We start from the raw sequence: 15,459 nt of genomic DNA, 5'->3' as shown, positions 1-15,459 counted from the left end.
ATGTCCGCAAGCCGCATTCGTCCATTCGACAGGTTCCGATGCTTTCGTTTTCCGCTCCCGCCACGCGGCGCCTGACCGCCGCCCGTGCATTCGCCGTCGCCGCGCTCTGCATGGTGCCCGTCTCGACCGCGCTGACCAACGTCTTCTGCGGGCTGTTCGCCGCCGCGCTCGTGATCTCCCCCGAATTCTGGCGCGACCTGCGCTCGTTCGTGACCGACCCGGCTTCGCTCGCGGCGCTGCTGATCCTCGCTGCGCTGACTGCCAGCGTCGCGTATACGGTCGCACCGCACAACAAGGCGTGGAACTGGGTCGCCAAGTACGACAAGCTGCTGCTGCTGCCCTTCGCCGTGCTCGCGTTCCGTCATTCGAACTGGGCGCCGATCGTGCGGCGCTGCTGGTTCGGCACGTTGTGCGTGATCCTGCTGCTGTCGACGACCAACTATCTCGGGCTGACCGCGATCGGGCCCGCGCACGCGACCGATCTGCCGCTGTCGCGCGCCTGGGTGTTCAAGAACCACATCGCCGCCGGCATGTTCGGCGCGCTGCTGTTCTATCAGGCGGCCGATCTTGCGCTTGCCGCCCGCACGGCGCTGTCCCGCACCGCATATGCGGGCGTCGCCGCGTGGTCGCTCGTCAACGTGTTCGTGATGCTGCAGGGACGCACGGGGCAGGTCATCGCGCTGCTGCTGATCCTCGTCGTCGCCGTGCGTTTCGTGCTGTTGCTGCGCCGGCAATCGGCGCTGCGCGCGGGGCTCGCCGCCGGCGTGCTCGTCCTGTTCGGCGTCGCGCTCGTCGTCGCCGCGTGCACGGTTCACAACGGCCGGCTCGTGAAGGTCGTGACGGAAGTGCAGCAATACCGGCAGAGCGATGCAGCCACGTCGACCGGGTTGCGCCTCGAGTGGTACAAGAAGGGGCTCGAGCTGTTTCGTCACCGCCCGGTGATCGGTTACGGTGCAGGCGGCCTCGAATCCGAATTCGAGAAGCTCACGGCCGGCAAGACGGCCGCCGAAGGCCAGCTCACGTCGAACCCGCACAACGAATACCTGCTGATGGCCGTGCAGCTCGGTTCGCTCGGCGTGCTGCTGTTCATCAACCTGATCGTGCAGATCGCGCGCGGCAGCCGCACGCTCGATCCGCGCTCGCGGCACTTGCTGCTCGCATGGCTCGCGATCTTCACGATCGGCAGCCTCGCGAATTCGCTGCTGCTCGATTTCGCCGAAGGGCACCTGATCGTGCTGCTGGCCGGCATCCTGCTCGGTTGCGGCGCGAGCGGCGAGGCGCTGCCGCGCGAGACGTCGGCGATCCGGCGCAGCGCGTAACGCGCAACGGCATCCGCGCTGCCGCCAGCCGGCTTCGGCGGCAGCGGAGGCCTGCCGTCAAAGCGAGCGGGCTGCACGGCTCGCCGCGAAACAAGCCGCCTGCAACGAAGCAAAAACGCGCGTCTTCCGCGCGTCAGTCGTCAGTCGGATCCGGCGCGATGCAGTCGCGACGTATCGACGGCGGCCTCGGCCGGGCCCGGCGGATTCAGCCCGAGCATCTCGGCCGCCGCGGCTTTCACGCGCTGCGCGCCGAGATTGGCGAGGCAATCGCTGCGGCTGTCGACCTTGCGCTCGCAGCCCTCGTGCCGGCACGGCACGCAATCGCCCTCCCCCTGCAGCAGCCACACGTTCCCGTGCCGCCCCGAGCCGCGCAGCGGCCACGGATTCTCGGTCGCGGGCCAGTGCTGCGGCCACGGCCCCCAGCGCACGGGGTCGGACGGGCCGAACAGCGCGATCGTGTCGGTGCCCGTCGCAGCCGCCACGTGCGTCGCGCCGGTGTCGGGCCCGATGAAGAGCCGCGCGCGCCGCACGAGCTCCGCGCTCTCGCCGAACGTGAGGCGGCCGACCAGATTCAGCACGTCGCCGCCCGCTTCGGCCGCGACCTGCTCCGCATACTCGCGCTCGCGATCGGCTGGACCGCCCGACAACGCGACCGCAAAGCCGCGCTCGCGCAGCCAGCCGATCATCTCGACCCAGCCTTCGAGCCGCCATTGCTTGTAACGGAACATCGGATACGGATGCAGGACGACCAGCGGCTTGCCGTCGCGGATCGCCGGCGACTCCGCGAGCCATGCGTCGAAGCGCGCGCGCCGCGCGGGATCGTCACCGATGCCGGGCGCGACGACCTCGGACACCGGCTCGATGCCGATCACGGGTGCGAGCGCAAGCGTGCTGACGACCGTATGCGCGGATTCATGGTGATTGATCGCGATGCCGTTCAGCATCATCCGCGTGAGCCACGTGACGCGGTCGGGATCGACGAGGCCGACCCGTTTGCGACCCGCGAACCAGCTATAGAAGCGCGGCCGGTCGGAACTCAGCGCCGCGCACGCGAGATCGTAGCGGCGCCACATCGACAGCGCGTCGCGCAGCCGCTCGCGGAATCCCGCGCGCTGCGCGACGACGATCACGCGCCGCACGTCCGGATTGTGCTCGAGCACGCCCTCGGTGCCGCGAAACACCAGCATGTCGATCTGCGCATCGGGCCAGCGAGCCTTCAGTGAACGCACGAGCGGCGTCGTCAGCAGCACGTCGCCGATACGGCGCGGCGCGGCAACGAGGATGGTTCTGGGCGGGCGGGCGGAGGAAAACAGGGCCACGGCGATCGGTCTGTCTAGCTGGCTGAACAAGGCTGGCAATGTACAGGATTTTGCAGCAGCCGGCGCGGCATCGCGAACCGGCCGTGCAGGACGCGCTGATGTGCCCCCTGATGCGACCCCGCCTGCGGGCGCGGTGCGGCAGGCGCCGGCGCTTGCACCGTGTGGGCGCTTCCGGCGCTACGAAGTGATGGTCAGGACCGCGGATGTCGCGGCGGCGGTCGGCCGTGCGCGTGCCGCATCCGCCACCGGCTCGTCGCAATGGCCGGCCTGCGGCAGCAGATGACGCACGGCGCGCTCGACCGCGTCGACACCGATCGCGTCGACGGTCGCGCCGGCGCGCAGGATCACATGCGGCACGCCGAGCGGATGCCAGCGCAGGTATTTCTCGGGACGGTCCTCGAACAGCGCGGCCACCGGCACGCCGAGCGCCGACGCGAGATGCACGGGTGCACTGTCGGCCGACACGATCGTATCGAGCAGGCTCGCGGCGGCCACCAGATCGGCGACCGACGACGGCACGACATGGCGCGCGCTCACATCGCGCCACGCATCGTCCTCGGCGGTATTGCGGATGGCCGGATCGCGGAACACGATCACGTCGGCGAACGGCGCGAGCCGCTCGCCGAGGTCGCGCCAGCGATCCGCGGGCCAGCGGCGCTCGGCCGCCTTGTTCGACACGAACAAACCGACGCGCGGCTTCGTACGCTCCCCGAGCAGGCGATACCACGCGTCCTGCAACGTGCGATCGGGATGAACCGACAGCCCGAGGCGGTCGACATCGGCACGACCGAGCTCGGGCACGAGCCGGAACCCCGACAGCGCCTCGTGGCACATCGGCCGCTGCGCGATGTGTTCGGGCTTGCGATCGTCGAATTCGGTCTCGGCATCGTGCCAGCGGCAGTCCTTCGCGCCGAGCTGGCGCGCGAACTGTATGCTGCTGCGATGCATGCCGCCGTTCGGCACGACCACGAGGTCGAACCGCAGGCGACGCAGGCGGCGCACGAGCCGCAGCCGGTCGAAGAGCGCGCGCATCCGCCCGGGACGGTCGTTGCGTTCGCATTGGCGGCTGTACACGTACGTGTGAACCGTGTGCACGTCCGGGTTGCCGGCCAGCGCGGCCGCGTTGTAGCGGTTCGCGACCACATGCAGTTCCGCGCCCGGCCAGCGCTCCTTCAGCGCACCGAGGAACGCGGTCGTGCACAGCATGTCGCCCAGAAAATCAATCCGGATCACGAGGATCCGGCCCGTCGGGTTCCAGTTGGCCATGGTCATGTGGTGACTGTCAGTTTTTATCGTCGCGACGGGCTGATGCCCCGGCATCCTGTTCCGGGACGGCCTTGTCGCGCGTTGCCGCTCGCCGCGTGGATCCGCCCCCGTTTGTGTGCGCGCGTGCGAGCGCGGCTGCGCCGGATTGTATAGCGTCCGGATGGCCGGCCCAAGACCCGGGTACCCGAAGATGTAAAAACGGCCCGCCGCACCGCACGATGGCGATGCGACGGGCCGCGTATCGCGACAGCCGTCCGGTGGTCGGGATGCGGTCAGTACGTGATTTCGACGACACTGCCGTCGAACGCCGCGCGCAGTTCCGCGAGCAGCATGTCGCTCGGCTTCACGCGCCACGCGTCGCCGAGACGCATTTCGCCTTGCGCCCGCGCGTTGCTGTAGTGGATCTGGACCGCGAGGCCGTTCGGCAACGGCGCCTGCGGGCGACGGCCGCCGTCACGCCCGCCGCCGCGCGGCGCGGGCGCTTCGACCGCATGCGCGGCAGCGGGATCGTCCTTCGACACGTGCGGCTCGAGCACGCGGCGCAGCGCAACTGCGTCGGCGTTGCCGTTCATCGTCAGCCGCACGGCCTGCGCATAGCGGCTGCGCGCACGTTCGAGATCCATCACGGTATCGGTCGTGAAACGGATGCCGCCCGTGAATGCGTCGTTGCGCGCCTGCCCCTGCACGATCAGCAGTTCGTCTTCCTTGAACAGCGCCTTGTTCGCCTCGAACTGCTCGTTGAAGATCGTGATCTCGCACTGGCCCGAACCGTCGTCGAGCAGCGCGATCAGCATCTTGCCGCGCTGGGTCATCTGCGTGCGCAGCGATGCGATGATGCCCGCGACGAGCTTGTCGCGCCCTTCCTTCAGGTCGCCGACCTTTTGCCGCACGAAGCGGCGCACCTCGTCGCGATACGCGTCGAACAGGTGGCCGGACAGGTAGAAGCCGAGCGCGCCCTTTTCTTCCTGCAGGCGACGCTTGTCGTCCCACGCCGGTTCATCGACGAGCGCATGCGCGTGCGGCGACTCGGCGCCCATGTCGAACAGCCCGGCCTGCATCGCGTTCGCCTCGGCCTGGTCGGCCGCTTCCATCGCGAGCGGCACCGACGCGAGCATCTGCGCGCGGTTCGCGTTCAGCGAATCGAACGCGCCGGCTCGGATCAGCGCCTCGACCGTGCGGCGGTTGACGACGCGCCGGTCGATCCGTTCGCAGAAGTCGAACAGGTCGGTGAACGCCTTTTCCTCGCGGGCGCGCAGGATTTCCTCGATCGCGTTCTGGCCGCTGCCCTTCACTGCGCCGAGGCCGTAGCGGATCGTGCGCGAACGCTTGCCGTCGGCTTCGGCAACGGGCTCGAACCGGTAATGCGACTGGTTGATGTCGGGCGGCAACACGGTGAGGTTGTTCACGACGCAGTCGTCGAACAGGATCTTCACCTTGTCGGTGTCGTCCATCGCGAGCGTCATGTTGGCCGCCATGAATTCGGCCGGATGGTGCGCCTTCAGCCATGCGGTGTAATACGCGAGCAGCGCGTACGCGGCCGCGTGCGACTTGTTGAAGCCGTAGCCCGCGAACTTCTCCATCAGGTCGAAGATCTCGTCGGACTTCTCGCGCGTGAGGCCGTTCTTCGCGGCGCCCTCGGCGAAGATCTCGCGGTGCTGGGCCATCTCCTCGGGCTTCTTCTTGCCCATCGCGCGACGCAGCAAGTCGGCGCCGCCGAGCGAGTAGCCGCCGATGATCTGCGCCATCTGCATCACCTGCTCCTGATAGACCATGATGCCGTAGGTCTCTTTCAGGACAGGTTCGACGCGCGGATCCGGATAGTCGACCTTCTCGCGGCCGTGCTTCCGTGCGCAGAAGCTCGGGATCAGGTCCATCGGGCCCGGACGGTACAACGACACCAGCGCGATGATGTCCTCGAAGCGGTCGGGCTGCGCATCCTTCAACATGCCCTGCATCCCGCGGCTTTCCAGCTGGAACACCGCGACCGTGTTGGCCTTCTTCAGGATCTGGAACGAAGCCGGATCGTCGAGCGGCACCTGCGCGAGCGACCAGTCGGCCTTCGACGGATCGAGGCGGCGAATGTAGCGCTCGGCCCAGTCGAGGATCGTCAGCGTCGTGAGGCCCAGAAAGTCGAACTTCACGAGGCCGACGGCTTCGACGTCGTCCTTGTCGTACTGGCTGACGACGCCGCCGTCGTCGCCCTGCGTGTACAGCGGGCAGAAATCGGTCAGCTTGCCGGGCGCGATCAGCACGCCGCCCGCGTGCATCCCGACGTTACGCGTGAGGCCCTCGACGCGCTGCGCGAGATCGAGCAGCTGGTGGACTTCGTCCTCGTGGTCGTAGCGCTCCTGCAGCTGCGGCTCTTCCTTCATTGCGTCGGCGATCGTCACGTGCTTGCCCGGCTTGAACGGGATCAGCTTCGCAACGCCGTCGGTGAACATGTAGCCGAGGTCGAGCACGCGGCCGATATCGCGCACGGCCGCCTTCGCAGCCATCGTGCCGAAGGTGGCGATCTGCGACACGGCGTCCGCGCCGTACTTCTCCTTCACGTACTGGATCACGCGGTCGCGGCCGTGCTGGCAGAAGTCGATGTCGAAGTCGGGCATCGACACGCGCTCCGGGTTCAGGAAGCGCTCGAACAGCAGGTTGTAGCGCAGCGGGTCGAGGTCGGTAATGCCGAGCGCGTACGCGACCAGCGAACCGGCGCCCGAGCCTCGGCCCGGGCCGACCGGCACGCCGTTGTTCTTCGCCCAGTTGATGAAGTCCGCGACGATCAGGAAGTAGCCGGGGAAGCCCATCTTCGTGATGGTCCCGCACTCGAATTCGAGGCGCTTGTAGTACGTGTCGCGCTGCGCGTCGCGTTCGGCTTCGGCCGGATAGAGCTGCACGAGCCGGGTCTCGAGCCCTTCCTTCGACAGCTGGACCAGGTAGTCGTCGAGCGACATGCCGTCCGGCGTCGGGAACAGCGGCAGCTTCGGCTTGCCGAGCTCGAGCTTCAGGTTGCAGCGTTTCGCGATCTCGACCGTGTTCGCGACCGCCGACGGCAGGTCGGCAAACAGCGCGACCATGTCGTCCTGCGTGCGGAAATACTGGTCGGTCGTGAAGCGCTTCTGGCGCCGCGGGTTCGCGAGGATGTCGCCTTCCGAGATGCACACGCGCGCCTCGTGCGCGGTGAAATCGTCGTCGGTCATGAACTGCGTCGGGTGCGTCGCGACGACCGGCAGCTTCAGCGACGCGGCGAGCGTCGCGGCCTGCTGGATATACGCCTCGGCGCCCGGCTGGCCGTACCGCTGCAGCTCGATGTAGAAGCCGCCCGGAAACACCTTCGCCCAGCGCTCGGCGTGACGGCGCGCTGCTTCTTCGTTGCCGGCCGCGAGCGCGAGCCCGATATCGCCCTGCTGCGCGCCCGACAGCGCGAGCAGCCCCTGCGCGAGTTCGCCGTCGAGCCAGCTCGCGTCGAGTTCCGCGCGGCCGCGATACTGGTTCGTGAGCCATGCCTTCGACAGCAGCTCGCAGAGATTCAGGTAGCCGACCTTGTCCTTCACGAGCAGCAGCAGCCGCGACGGCTTGTCGCGATCGTCCGGATTGGCGATCCAGACGTCGCAGCCGGCGATCGGCTTGATGCCCTTGCCGCGGGCTTCCTGGTAGAAACGGACGAGGCCGAATGCGTTGCCGAGATCGGTAAGCGCGAGCGCGCCCTGACCGTCCGCGGCCGCCGCCTTGACGATGTCGTCGAGACGCACGATGCCGTCGGCAATCGAGAATTCGGAGTGAACGCGAAGATGAACGAAGCGGGGATCTGACATGGGCGTTATTGTAGCCGCGTCGCCGCGCAGGCTGCCCAAAAAATCCCCGCACTGGCCGTACGGCCGATGCGCGCGACGCCGCGTCGCGCTGCCTGCCCAACGGCCAGATGCCGAAGCGCGCGCGGTTTGCGGGATAATACGGTTTTTCGAATCATCGCCACGGCTTCGCACCCTTTTTTGCGAGCCGCCGTGCGGCCGTTTCCCCGTCGGACCATCATGACCATCGTCAACCTCGCCGCCTACCACTTCGTGTCGCTCGACGCGAACGAGCAATGGCGCCCGCTCGTCACCGCCCGCTGCAACGAACTCGACCTGCGCGGCACGATCCTGCTCGCGCCGGAAGGCATCAACCTGTTCATCGCCGGCACGCGCGAAGCGGCCGACGTGTTCGTCGACTATCTTCGCCACGATCCGCTGTTCGAGGGCAAGTTCGCGACGCTGCAGTTCAAGGAAAGCCTGTCCGACTCGCAGCCGTTCCGCCGCATGCTCGTGCGCCTGAAGCGCGAGATCATCACGATGAAGAAGCCGGCGATCAAGCCCGAGCTCGGCCGCGCGCCGTCGGTCGACGCGCGCACGCTGAAGGCATGGCTCGACCGCGGCCATGACGACACGGGCCGCCCGGTCGTGATGCTCGACACGCGCAATGCGTTCGAGGTCGATGTCGGCACGTTCGACGATGCGCTCGACTACCGGATCGACAAGTTCAGCGAATTCCCGGAAGTGATCGATGCGAACCGCGCCGATCTCGACGGCAAGACGGTCGTGTCGTTCTGCACGGGCGGCATCCGCTGCGAGAAGGCCGCGATCCACATGAAGGAAATCGGCATCGAGAACGTGTACCAGCTCGAAGGCGGGATCCTGAAGTATTTCGAGGAAGTCGGCGGCGCCCATTATCACGGCGACTGCTTCGTGTTCGACTACCGCACCGCGCTGAACCCGCAACTCCAGCCCACCGAGAACGTCACGTGCTTCGCGTGCCGCGCGGTCGTCGCGCCGGAAGCGCAACAGTCGCCGAGCTACGTGCCCGGCAAGTCGTGCCCGGCCTGCGCGCAGGCAGCCAGCGCCGCGTAAGCGCGCGCCCCGCGCTCAAATGAACGGCTATCGCGGCCGCTTCGCGCCGTCGCCCACCGGGCCGCTGCACTTCGGCTCGCTGGTCGGCGCGCTCGCGAGCTGGCTCGACGCACGCGCGCACGGCGGCGCATGGCTCGTGCGCATCGAGGATCTCGACGGCCCGCGCACGGTACCCGGCGCGGCCGACGACATCCTCGCGACGCTCGCGCATTTCGGCATGACGCCCGACGAGCCGCCCGTATGGCAAAGCACGCGCGATGCCGCGTATACGTCCGCGCTCGAGCAGCTCGTCGCAGCGGGGCTCGTCTATCCGTGCGGCTGCACGCGCAAGGAAATCGCCGACTCGCTGCGCGCCGCGCACGAGCGCCACACGACGCTCGCGTATCCGGGCACCTGCCGCACCGGTCTGCACGGCAAGCCTGCACGCGCATGGCGGCTGCGCGTACCGGACGGCGACACGGCGATCGTCACGTTCGACGACCGCTGGCAGCACGCGCAATCGCAAAACCTTGCGACCGAAGTCGGCGATTTCGTGTTGAAGCGCGCGGACGGGCAATGGGCCTATCAGCTCGCGGTCGTCGTCGACGATGCCGATGCGCGCATCACGCACGTCGTGCGCGGCGCCGACCTGCTCGATTCGACCGCGCGCCAGATCCATCTGCAACACTGCCTCGGCGTACCGACGCCGCGGTATCTGCACGTGCCCGTCGTCGTCGATGCGAACGGCGAGAAGCTCAGCAAGCAGACGGGCGCGACCGCGCTCGAGCGCGACGATCCGCTGCCGACGCTGCAGGCCGCGGCCGCGCATCTGGGCCTCGCGCCCGATGGCGCGCTCGCTGGCACGACGCTGGATGCGTTCTATGCGGCCGCAACGGCCGCATGGGCGCGGCGCTTCGGGCCGCTGGCCGGCTGAAGCGCCCGGCAAGCCGTTTCGCGCCGGTCGAGTGCCGGTTGCATCGCTCGCCGCCAACCCACGTCCCGCCCCCCGTCCAACCACGGCTCCAATAAAAAAACGGGCGCATGCTCATCGCATGCACCCGCTTTTCCGGCAGCGCTCGCGCGCCGCACCGCCACGTCCGTCGAGCTTACGCCGACGGCTTGCGCGGCATCCCGAACCCGCCGAGCAGCGCGGCGACCTGGCGCTTCGGCCCTTTCTTCTCGGGCTGCTGCGCCGGCTGTGCGTCGTCGGACTGCTTCGCCGCCGCCGACGGCTCATACGGCTTCAGGAAGAAATCGTCGACCGGCGCTTCGTGGCGACGGTGATGACCACTACGCTCGGAACCGGCCGAGCGGCGCGCCGATGCACCGCGATGCTCGTCGCGTTCGCGCCGGCCACCGCGTTCGCCACCGCGCTCGCTGCTGCGGTCGCCGCTACGCTCGCCGCCACGGTCATCCTGACGATGGCGCGCCGGCTTGTCGAGCGCGAGCGTCTGCACTTCGAGCGGACGCTTGATCAGCTTCTCGATATCGGCGAGCTGCTTGCGCTCGTTCGGGCTGCACAGCGACAGCGCGTCGCCGGTCGCGCCCGCGCGGCCGGTCCGGCCGATCCGGTGCACGTAGTCTTCCGCGCTGAACGGCAGGTCGAAGTTGATCACGGCCGGCAGTTCGGCGATGTCGAGGCCGCGTGCGGCCACGTCGGTCGCGACCAGCGCCTCGATTTCGCCGCGCTTGAACGCGTCGAGCGCCTGCATCCGCTCGATCTGCGTCTTGTCGCCGTGGATCGCCGACGCGACGACACCGTCGCGCTCGAGGTTGCGCGCGAGCCGGCTCGCGCCGATCTTGCTGTTGCAGAACACGAGCACCTGCTTGAGCCCGCGACTGCGCAGCAACTGCACGACGGCCGCCTGCTTGTCGCCTTCGGCGACGTCGTAGACGATCTGCGTGACGTTCGCGTTCGTCGAGTTGCTGCGCGCGACCTCGATCGTCTGCGGGTTGCGCAGGTAGGTCGACGCGAGCTTCTTGATTTCCGGCGAGAAGGTGGCCGAGAACAACAGCGTCTGGCGCTCCTTCGGCAGCAGGTTCAGGATCCGCTGCAGGTCCGGCAGGAAGCCCATGTCGAGCATCCGGTCGGCCTCGTCGAGCACGAGCATCTGCACCTGCCCGAGGTTCGCGGTCTTCTGCTGCACATGGTCGAGCAGGCGGCCCGGCGTCGCGATCAGGATCTCGACGCCGCGGCGCAACTCGGCCATCTGCGGGTTCATGTCGACGCCGCCGAACACGACCGCGCTGCGCAGCGGCGTGTGCTTCCCGTACGCATGCACGTTCGCGGCGACCTGGTCGGCCAGTTCGCGGGTCGGCGTCAGAATCAGCGCGCGCACCGGGTGGCGCGCGGGCGATGCGCTCGTGTTGGCCTGCGGCAGCAGGCGCTGGATGATCGGCAGCGAGAAGCTCGCGGTCTTGCCGGTGCCTGTTTGCGCGGCGCCCATGACGTCGCGGCCGGCGAGCACGACCGGAATGGCCTGCGCCTGGATCGGCGTCGGCGTCGTATAGCCCTGCTCCACAATGGCTTTCAGGATATCGGCGGCAAGGCCGAATTGGTCGAAGGTTGCGTCGACGGGCTTGGCGACAGAATCGGACATGGTGGCGTTTCGCTCAAAAGGCGCGGCGGGGACATCGTGCGTCAGGCCAGCCGGGCCTGCGCTCATCACAATTCGGAAATAGACGGAGCCGCGGCGCGCCGCGCGGCGCCGCTCTGGCGCTTGGGACCGGTTCAATGCGAACGCTGGACACCAGGCCGTGCGGACTCCGTTCGGCGCGAATGCCGGCGGAAAGGGCCGTATTGTAGCACTGCGCGGCCATCTGTCCGTGACAACGCCGCGAACGGCCGCAGCGGCAGTTCGCGCGGCGAGCCCGGACAGCGCCGCACGGCCGGCGAACGGCCCGGTCGGGCTATCCCGATCGGTCGTCGAGCGATATCAGGGGCCCGATCAAGAATGGCGTTGCCCAGGCGTCCGCGGCGGGCCTGAGCGCCGAACCTTCAGGTCCGGCAGCCGGCTGGCGCTGGCGCCTGGCGGACACGATCCACGATCGCGCCCGGCGCTCAGCCCTTCTTCTTTTTCTTCTCGACCTGCACGCAGTCGCCAAGCAGCGGCGGCGACTTCTGGTCGGCGATCTCGTCGCGCAGCGTCGCTTCCTTGCCTTTCGTCCACCACGTATAGCGGCCGGCCTGATAGCGCGCGCCCGAAGCCGACACGGTATCGACGAACAGCAGTTGCCGCCCGTTGACCGGCACGAGCGCGAAGCTCTGGCCGTTGCCCGCGAGCCAGTACGACACGCGCACGGGCTGCTTCTGGTTCGCGCACTCGTAGAAGGTCTGCTGGCGCGAATCGGCGTCGATCTCTTCGACGGTCAGCTGCGCGGCATGCGCGACGGAAACGGCGGTGCCGGCGAGCGCGAGTGCGGCGACGGTTTGGCGAATCATGCAGGTCCTCTCGCGAGACGGGTGGAAACGCGCCCTCGCGGGGCGCGGTTATTGTGGGTCATCGCACCGGTTATCGTCGTCAGGGATCGATGACGTCGGCGCACGCGTCGGTCGGCGCGGCCGCGACATGGCCGACGAGTGGCACGATCTTGAGCCCGGCCGATGCCACCCGGCACGGCGCGGCCGCGAGGCCGCAACCCGCGAGACCCGCGGCAAGCGCCAGCGCGGCGCCCAGCTTTCCGATACGCAGCCAGATCGACGCCATCGCCCTCTCCTCGTTCCGTCAGCCGGCCGACACGGGCCGGACGGCCGCGGCGGCGCGCTTCGCGCGTTCGCGGGCTTCGTCGACGGTCGCGCCGGTCGCCAGCGCGACGCCCATGCGCCGCTTCGCAAAACTTTCCGGCTTGCCGAACAGGCGCAGGTCGGCACCCGGCACCGCAAGCGCGTCGCGCACGCCTTCGAACGCGATCCCGCGCTCGTCGAGCCCGCCGTAGATCACGGCCGACGCGGCCGGCGTACCGAGCGCCGGATCGACCGGCAGCCCGAGAATCGCGCGCGCGTGCAGCTCGAATTCCGACTGGCGCTGCGACGCGAGCGTGACGAGGCCCGTATCGTGCGGCCGCGGGCTCACCTCGGAGAACCACACGTCGTCGCCGCGCACGAACAGCTCGACGCCGAACAGCCCGCGCCCGCCGAGCGCCTCGGTGACCTTGTGCGCGATCTCGCGCGACTTCTCGAGCGCCACCGCGCTCATCGGCTGCGGCTGCCACGACTCGACGTAGTCGCCCGCGACCTGCACGTGGCCGACCGGTTCGCAGAAGTAGGTGCGCGTGCCGAGCGTCGCCGGGTCGATCGCGCGCACGGTCAGTTGCGTGATCTCGTATTCGAAATCGATGAAGCCCTCGACGATCACGCGGCCGTGGTTCACGCGCCCGCCCGCCATCGCGTAGTCCCACGCGGGCTTCACGTCGGCTTCGGTCTTCACGACCGACTGCCCCTTGCCCGACGACGACATCACCGGCTTCACGACGCACGGCATGCCGATCTTCGCGACCGCCGCGCTGAAGGCCTCGAACGATTCCGCGAACGCATACGGCGACGTCGGCAGCCCGAGCTCCTCGGCCGCGAGCCGGCGGATCCCTTCGCGGTTCATCGTGAGTTGCGTCGCGCGTGCGGTCGGGATCACCTCGGCGAGGCCGGCCGCCTCGATCGACGCGAGCGCGTCGGTCGCGATCGCCTCGATCTCCGGCACGATCAGGTGCGGGCGCTCGGCCTCGACGATCGCCCGCAGCGCGGCGGCGTCCGTCATGTCGATCACGTGCGCGCGATGCGCGACCTGGTGACCCGGTGCGTCCGGATAGCGGTCGACCGCGATGACTTCTACACCGAGCCGCTGCAACGCGATGATGACTTCCTTGCCGAGTTCGCCGGCGCCGAGCAGCATGACGCGCGTGGCCGAGGGTGAAAGCGGCGTACCGAGCCGCTGACCGATCTGCATGTGATTTCCCGCTTCTGGTGGAGGACGAAAACGGCTCCGATGTTAACACGCGCCACGACGCCGGTTTGGCGGTTTCGCCGCGCCGCTGCCCGGCCGTGCGCCGCGCGCGGGCAGGCTGCGAACGTTTTCGCGCGCGAAGTGTCGGCTCGCCTGCCGCGGGGCGGGTGCGTTACTCTTACGCCTTGATCAGAATCCGATGAGGAACGAGGCTCATGTCCCACCTGTTCGCAGCCGCACGCGCCCGCACCGGCCTGCTTCGCCCGCTGCGCGCGCCGCTCTGCGCGTTGACGCTTGCCACGCTTCTCGCCGCCTGCGCGATGCCGACCCACCCCGATTCCGCCGCCCCCGCCCCCGACCCGTACAACCCGGCCGCCGTCCAGTTGCTCGACGACACGAGCTGGGAGCTCACCAGCTGGCTGAACGCCGACGGCACGCAGCGCACGATCCCGCACGGCGACAACGGCGAGCCGATCAAGCTCGCGCTGTCGACCGACTCGGGCATCCGGCGCGCCAGCGGGTTCTCGGGCTGCAACCGCTACATGGGCACCTACGCGATCAAGAACGGCCTGCTGAGCTTCGGGCCGCTCGCCGGCACGCGGATGGCCTGCCCGAATACGCTCGGCGGCCAGCTCGAACACGCGTACCTCGACGCGCTCGCCCATATCGAGAAGACCGGCGTGCAGATGCGCGAACCCAAGCAACTGCAGATCGTGACCAATGCCGGCGCAACGCTGACCTTCACGCACCGGAGCCCCTGATGCACCGCGCGCGCGAAGGCCGGCCGACCGCCTTCGCGTTGCGCGCGCGTGCCGGACGCACGCGCAGCACGGCGTGAAACGAATTCACGCCGCCTTAGAATCTTGTTCGCCGGCCGGTTAAACTCGGCGGGTCGCGCCCCGCGCGCCCCTCCACACTCCTGTTTCAAAGCATGCACACGGTTGTCTTCGGCTGGTTCGGCATCTCCGCCGTCTGGTTCCTCCTTCTCTTCTGGCGTCTCGTGCAGGCGATGCTGCCCGGCGGCGGCGGCCTCGCCGGCCGCGGCTCGATCCGCCTGTGGCTCGGCTTCGCCGCGGTGTTCGTCGCAAGCTGCACGCTCACGAGCGCGCTGTCGGGCCCCGACACGAACGCGCTCGGCCACGCGTTCTCCGCCGGCTTCGCCCATGTGCTCGGTCCGATCGGCACGCCGGTCGCGATGGTCGTGCTGTTTTTCGCCGGGCTGCCCTGGCTGACCGGCATCGGCTGGCGCCAGTTCGCCGCATGGGTCGACACGTCGTTCGGCGTCAAGCTGTCGCGCGAGCGCGACGACGACGATGCCCGCGGTATCGCCGACCTGCCGCGCAGCGCACTGCATCGCGACGACGACATCGTGCAGCCGACCACCGCGCATACCGTCAACTCGATGGCGCCGCGCCAGAACGGCCGGTATTCGCGCCCGACGCTGTGGAAACCCGACCCGCAGGCGCGGCCGAAGCCGCGCAGCAAGACGCCTCCGCGTCCGCACACGGAACCCGTCGCGCCGTCGGGCTGGCTGAAGCCGACCGCGACCGGTCGCAGCATGCCGGCGCCGCCCGCGCCGATGCCGGCCAGCGCGATGCCGCCCCCGACGACCGGCAGCACCGCCAGCCTCGCGCGTGCGGCGGCGAACTCGCAAGTGCCGCGCCCCGATCCCGCCCCGCTTCCGGTCGGATTCGAACCCGTCCGGCCGCGGCCGACGGCTGCGCGACCGGCCACCGCTGCGCTGAAGCAGGCCGCTCCGCAC

At 68.9% G+C, this 15,459-nt stretch carries 11 protein-coding genes and 1 pseudogene; 5 read left to right on the top strand and 7 right to left on the bottom strand.

What is annotated here, in order from left to right:
• The first annotated feature begins 38 nt into the window (after positions 1-38).
• The gene (locus tag ACPUER_RS10815; RefSeq protein ID WP_175962858.1) at positions 39-1,319 is read left to right on the top strand and encodes an O-antigen ligase family protein; all 1,281 of its coding nucleotides are present in this window, start codon (positions 39-41) and stop codon (positions 1,317-1,319) included.
• Positions 1,320-1,459: 140 nt separating this feature from the next.
• Here ACPUER_RS10815 and ACPUER_RS10810 read toward each other — a convergent pair whose 3' ends face one another.
• The 3 genes from ACPUER_RS10810 to dnaE all read right to left on the bottom strand — a co-directional run bounded on the left by ACPUER_RS10810 (position 1,460) and on the right by dnaE (position 7,710).
• The gene (locus ACPUER_RS10810) at positions 1,460-2,638 is read right to left on the bottom strand and encodes a glycosyltransferase family 9 protein (protein ID WP_175962857.1); all 1,179 of its coding nucleotides are present in this window, start codon (positions 2,636-2,638) and stop codon (positions 1,460-1,462) included.
• A 177-nt stretch (positions 2,639-2,815) separates the two neighbouring features.
• On the bottom strand, positions 2,816-3,904 hold the full coding sequence (locus ACPUER_RS10805; protein ID WP_310139066.1) for a glycosyltransferase family 9 protein: 1,089 nt from the start codon (positions 3,902-3,904) through the stop codon (positions 2,816-2,818).
• Between the two features lie 272 nt (positions 3,905-4,176).
• On the bottom strand, positions 4,177-7,710 hold the full coding sequence (gene dnaE / locus ACPUER_RS10800; protein WP_425131071.1) for a DNA polymerase III subunit alpha: 3,534 nt from the start codon (positions 7,708-7,710) through the stop codon (positions 4,177-4,179).
• Between the two features lie 216 nt (positions 7,711-7,926).
• On the opposite strand from dnaE, the gene ACPUER_RS10795 reads away from it, so the two are divergent.
• Together ACPUER_RS10795 and gluQRS are read left to right on the top strand one after the other, a co-directional pair.
• Positions 7,927-8,781, top strand: a complete 855-nt coding sequence (locus ACPUER_RS10795) for a sulfurtransferase (RefSeq protein WP_425131070.1) — start codon at positions 7,927-7,929, stop codon at positions 8,779-8,781.
• 19 nt (positions 8,782-8,800) lie between these two features.
• Positions 8,801-9,694, top strand: a complete 894-nt coding sequence (gluQRS, locus tag ACPUER_RS10790; RefSeq protein WP_425131069.1) for a tRNA glutamyl-Q(34) synthetase GluQRS — start codon at positions 8,801-8,803, stop codon at positions 9,692-9,694.
• A gap of 172 nt (positions 9,695-9,866) precedes the next feature.
• Here gluQRS and ACPUER_RS10785 read toward each other — a convergent pair whose 3' ends face one another.
• From ACPUER_RS10785 to purT, 4 genes are all read right to left on the bottom strand, one after another.
• Entirely contained in the window at positions 9,867-11,426 is a 1,560-nt protein-coding gene (locus ACPUER_RS10785) for a DEAD/DEAH box helicase (RefSeq protein WP_310138723.1), read from the bottom strand.
• A 395-nt stretch (positions 11,427-11,821) separates the two neighbouring features.
• The gene (locus tag ACPUER_RS10780; RefSeq protein ID WP_175962852.1) at positions 11,822-12,202 is read right to left on the bottom strand and encodes an MliC family protein; all 381 of its coding nucleotides are present in this window, start codon (positions 12,200-12,202) and stop codon (positions 11,822-11,824) included.
• 79 nt (positions 12,203-12,281) lie between these two features.
• Positions 12,282-12,467, bottom strand: a complete 186-nt coding sequence (locus tag ACPUER_RS10775; protein ID WP_175962851.1) for a DUF6726 family protein — start codon at positions 12,465-12,467, stop codon at positions 12,282-12,284.
• A gap of 18 nt (positions 12,468-12,485) precedes the next feature.
• Entirely contained in the window at positions 12,486-13,700 is a 1,215-nt protein-coding gene (purT, locus tag ACPUER_RS10770) for a formate-dependent phosphoribosylglycinamide formyltransferase (RefSeq protein ID WP_175962850.1), read from the bottom strand.
• A gap of 212 nt (positions 13,701-13,912) precedes the next feature.
• Here purT and ACPUER_RS10765 point away from each other — a divergent pair, with 212 nt between their 5' ends.
• A complete protein-coding gene (locus ACPUER_RS10765; RefSeq protein WP_072440796.1) occupies positions 13,913-14,458 on the top strand; it encodes an META domain-containing protein in 546 nt (181 codons plus the stop codon).
• A 170-nt stretch (positions 14,459-14,628) separates the two neighbouring features.
• Positions 14,629-15,459, top strand: a pseudogene (locus ACPUER_RS10760) (DNA translocase FtsK); the annotation flags it as partial.

The organism is Burkholderia sp. DN3021 (assembly GCF_049805555.1).
GTDB classification, from domain to species: domain Bacteria; phylum Pseudomonadota; class Gammaproteobacteria; order Burkholderiales; family Burkholderiaceae; genus Burkholderia; species Burkholderia pyrrocinia_C.
Note: the sequence above shows the minus strand (reverse complement) of the source record. Positions and strands in the feature narration are given on the sequence as shown.

Bases quoted from the DNA above. Each gene is read 5' to 3' on its own strand.
- ACPUER_RS10815 (WP_175962858.1), top strand. From the start codon at position 39: ATGCTTTCGTTTTCCGCTCCCGCCACGCGGCGCCTGACCGCCGCCCGT.
- ACPUER_RS10805 (WP_310139066.1), bottom strand. From the start codon at position 3,904: ATGGCCAACTGGAACCCGACGGGCCGGATCCTCGTGATCCGGATTGAT.
- dnaE (WP_425131071.1), bottom strand. From the start codon at position 7,710: ATGTCAGATCCCCGCTTCGTTCATCTTCGCGTTCACTCCGAATTCTCG.
- ACPUER_RS10795 (WP_425131070.1), top strand. From the start codon at position 7,927: ATGACCATCGTCAACCTCGCCGCCTACCACTTCGTGTCGCTCGACGCG.
- gluQRS (WP_425131069.1), top strand. From the start codon at position 8,801: ATGAACGGCTATCGCGGCCGCTTCGCGCCGTCGCCCACCGGGCCGCTG.
- ACPUER_RS10785 (WP_310138723.1), bottom strand. From the start codon at position 11,426: ATGAGCGCAGGCCCGGCTGGCCTGACGCACGATGTCCCCGCCGCGCCT.
- ACPUER_RS10780 (WP_175962852.1), bottom strand. From the start codon at position 12,202: ATGATTCGCCAAACCGTCGCCGCACTCGCGCTCGCCGGCACCGCCGTT.
- ACPUER_RS10775 (WP_175962851.1), bottom strand. From the start codon at position 12,467: ATGGCGTCGATCTGGCTGCGTATCGGAAAGCTGGGCGCCGCGCTGGCG.
- purT (WP_175962850.1), bottom strand. From the start codon at position 13,700: ATGCAGATCGGTCAGCGGCTCGGTACGCCGCTTTCACCCTCGGCCACG.
- ACPUER_RS10765 (WP_072440796.1), top strand. From the start codon at position 13,913: ATGTCCCACCTGTTCGCAGCCGCACGCGCCCGCACCGGCCTGCTTCGC.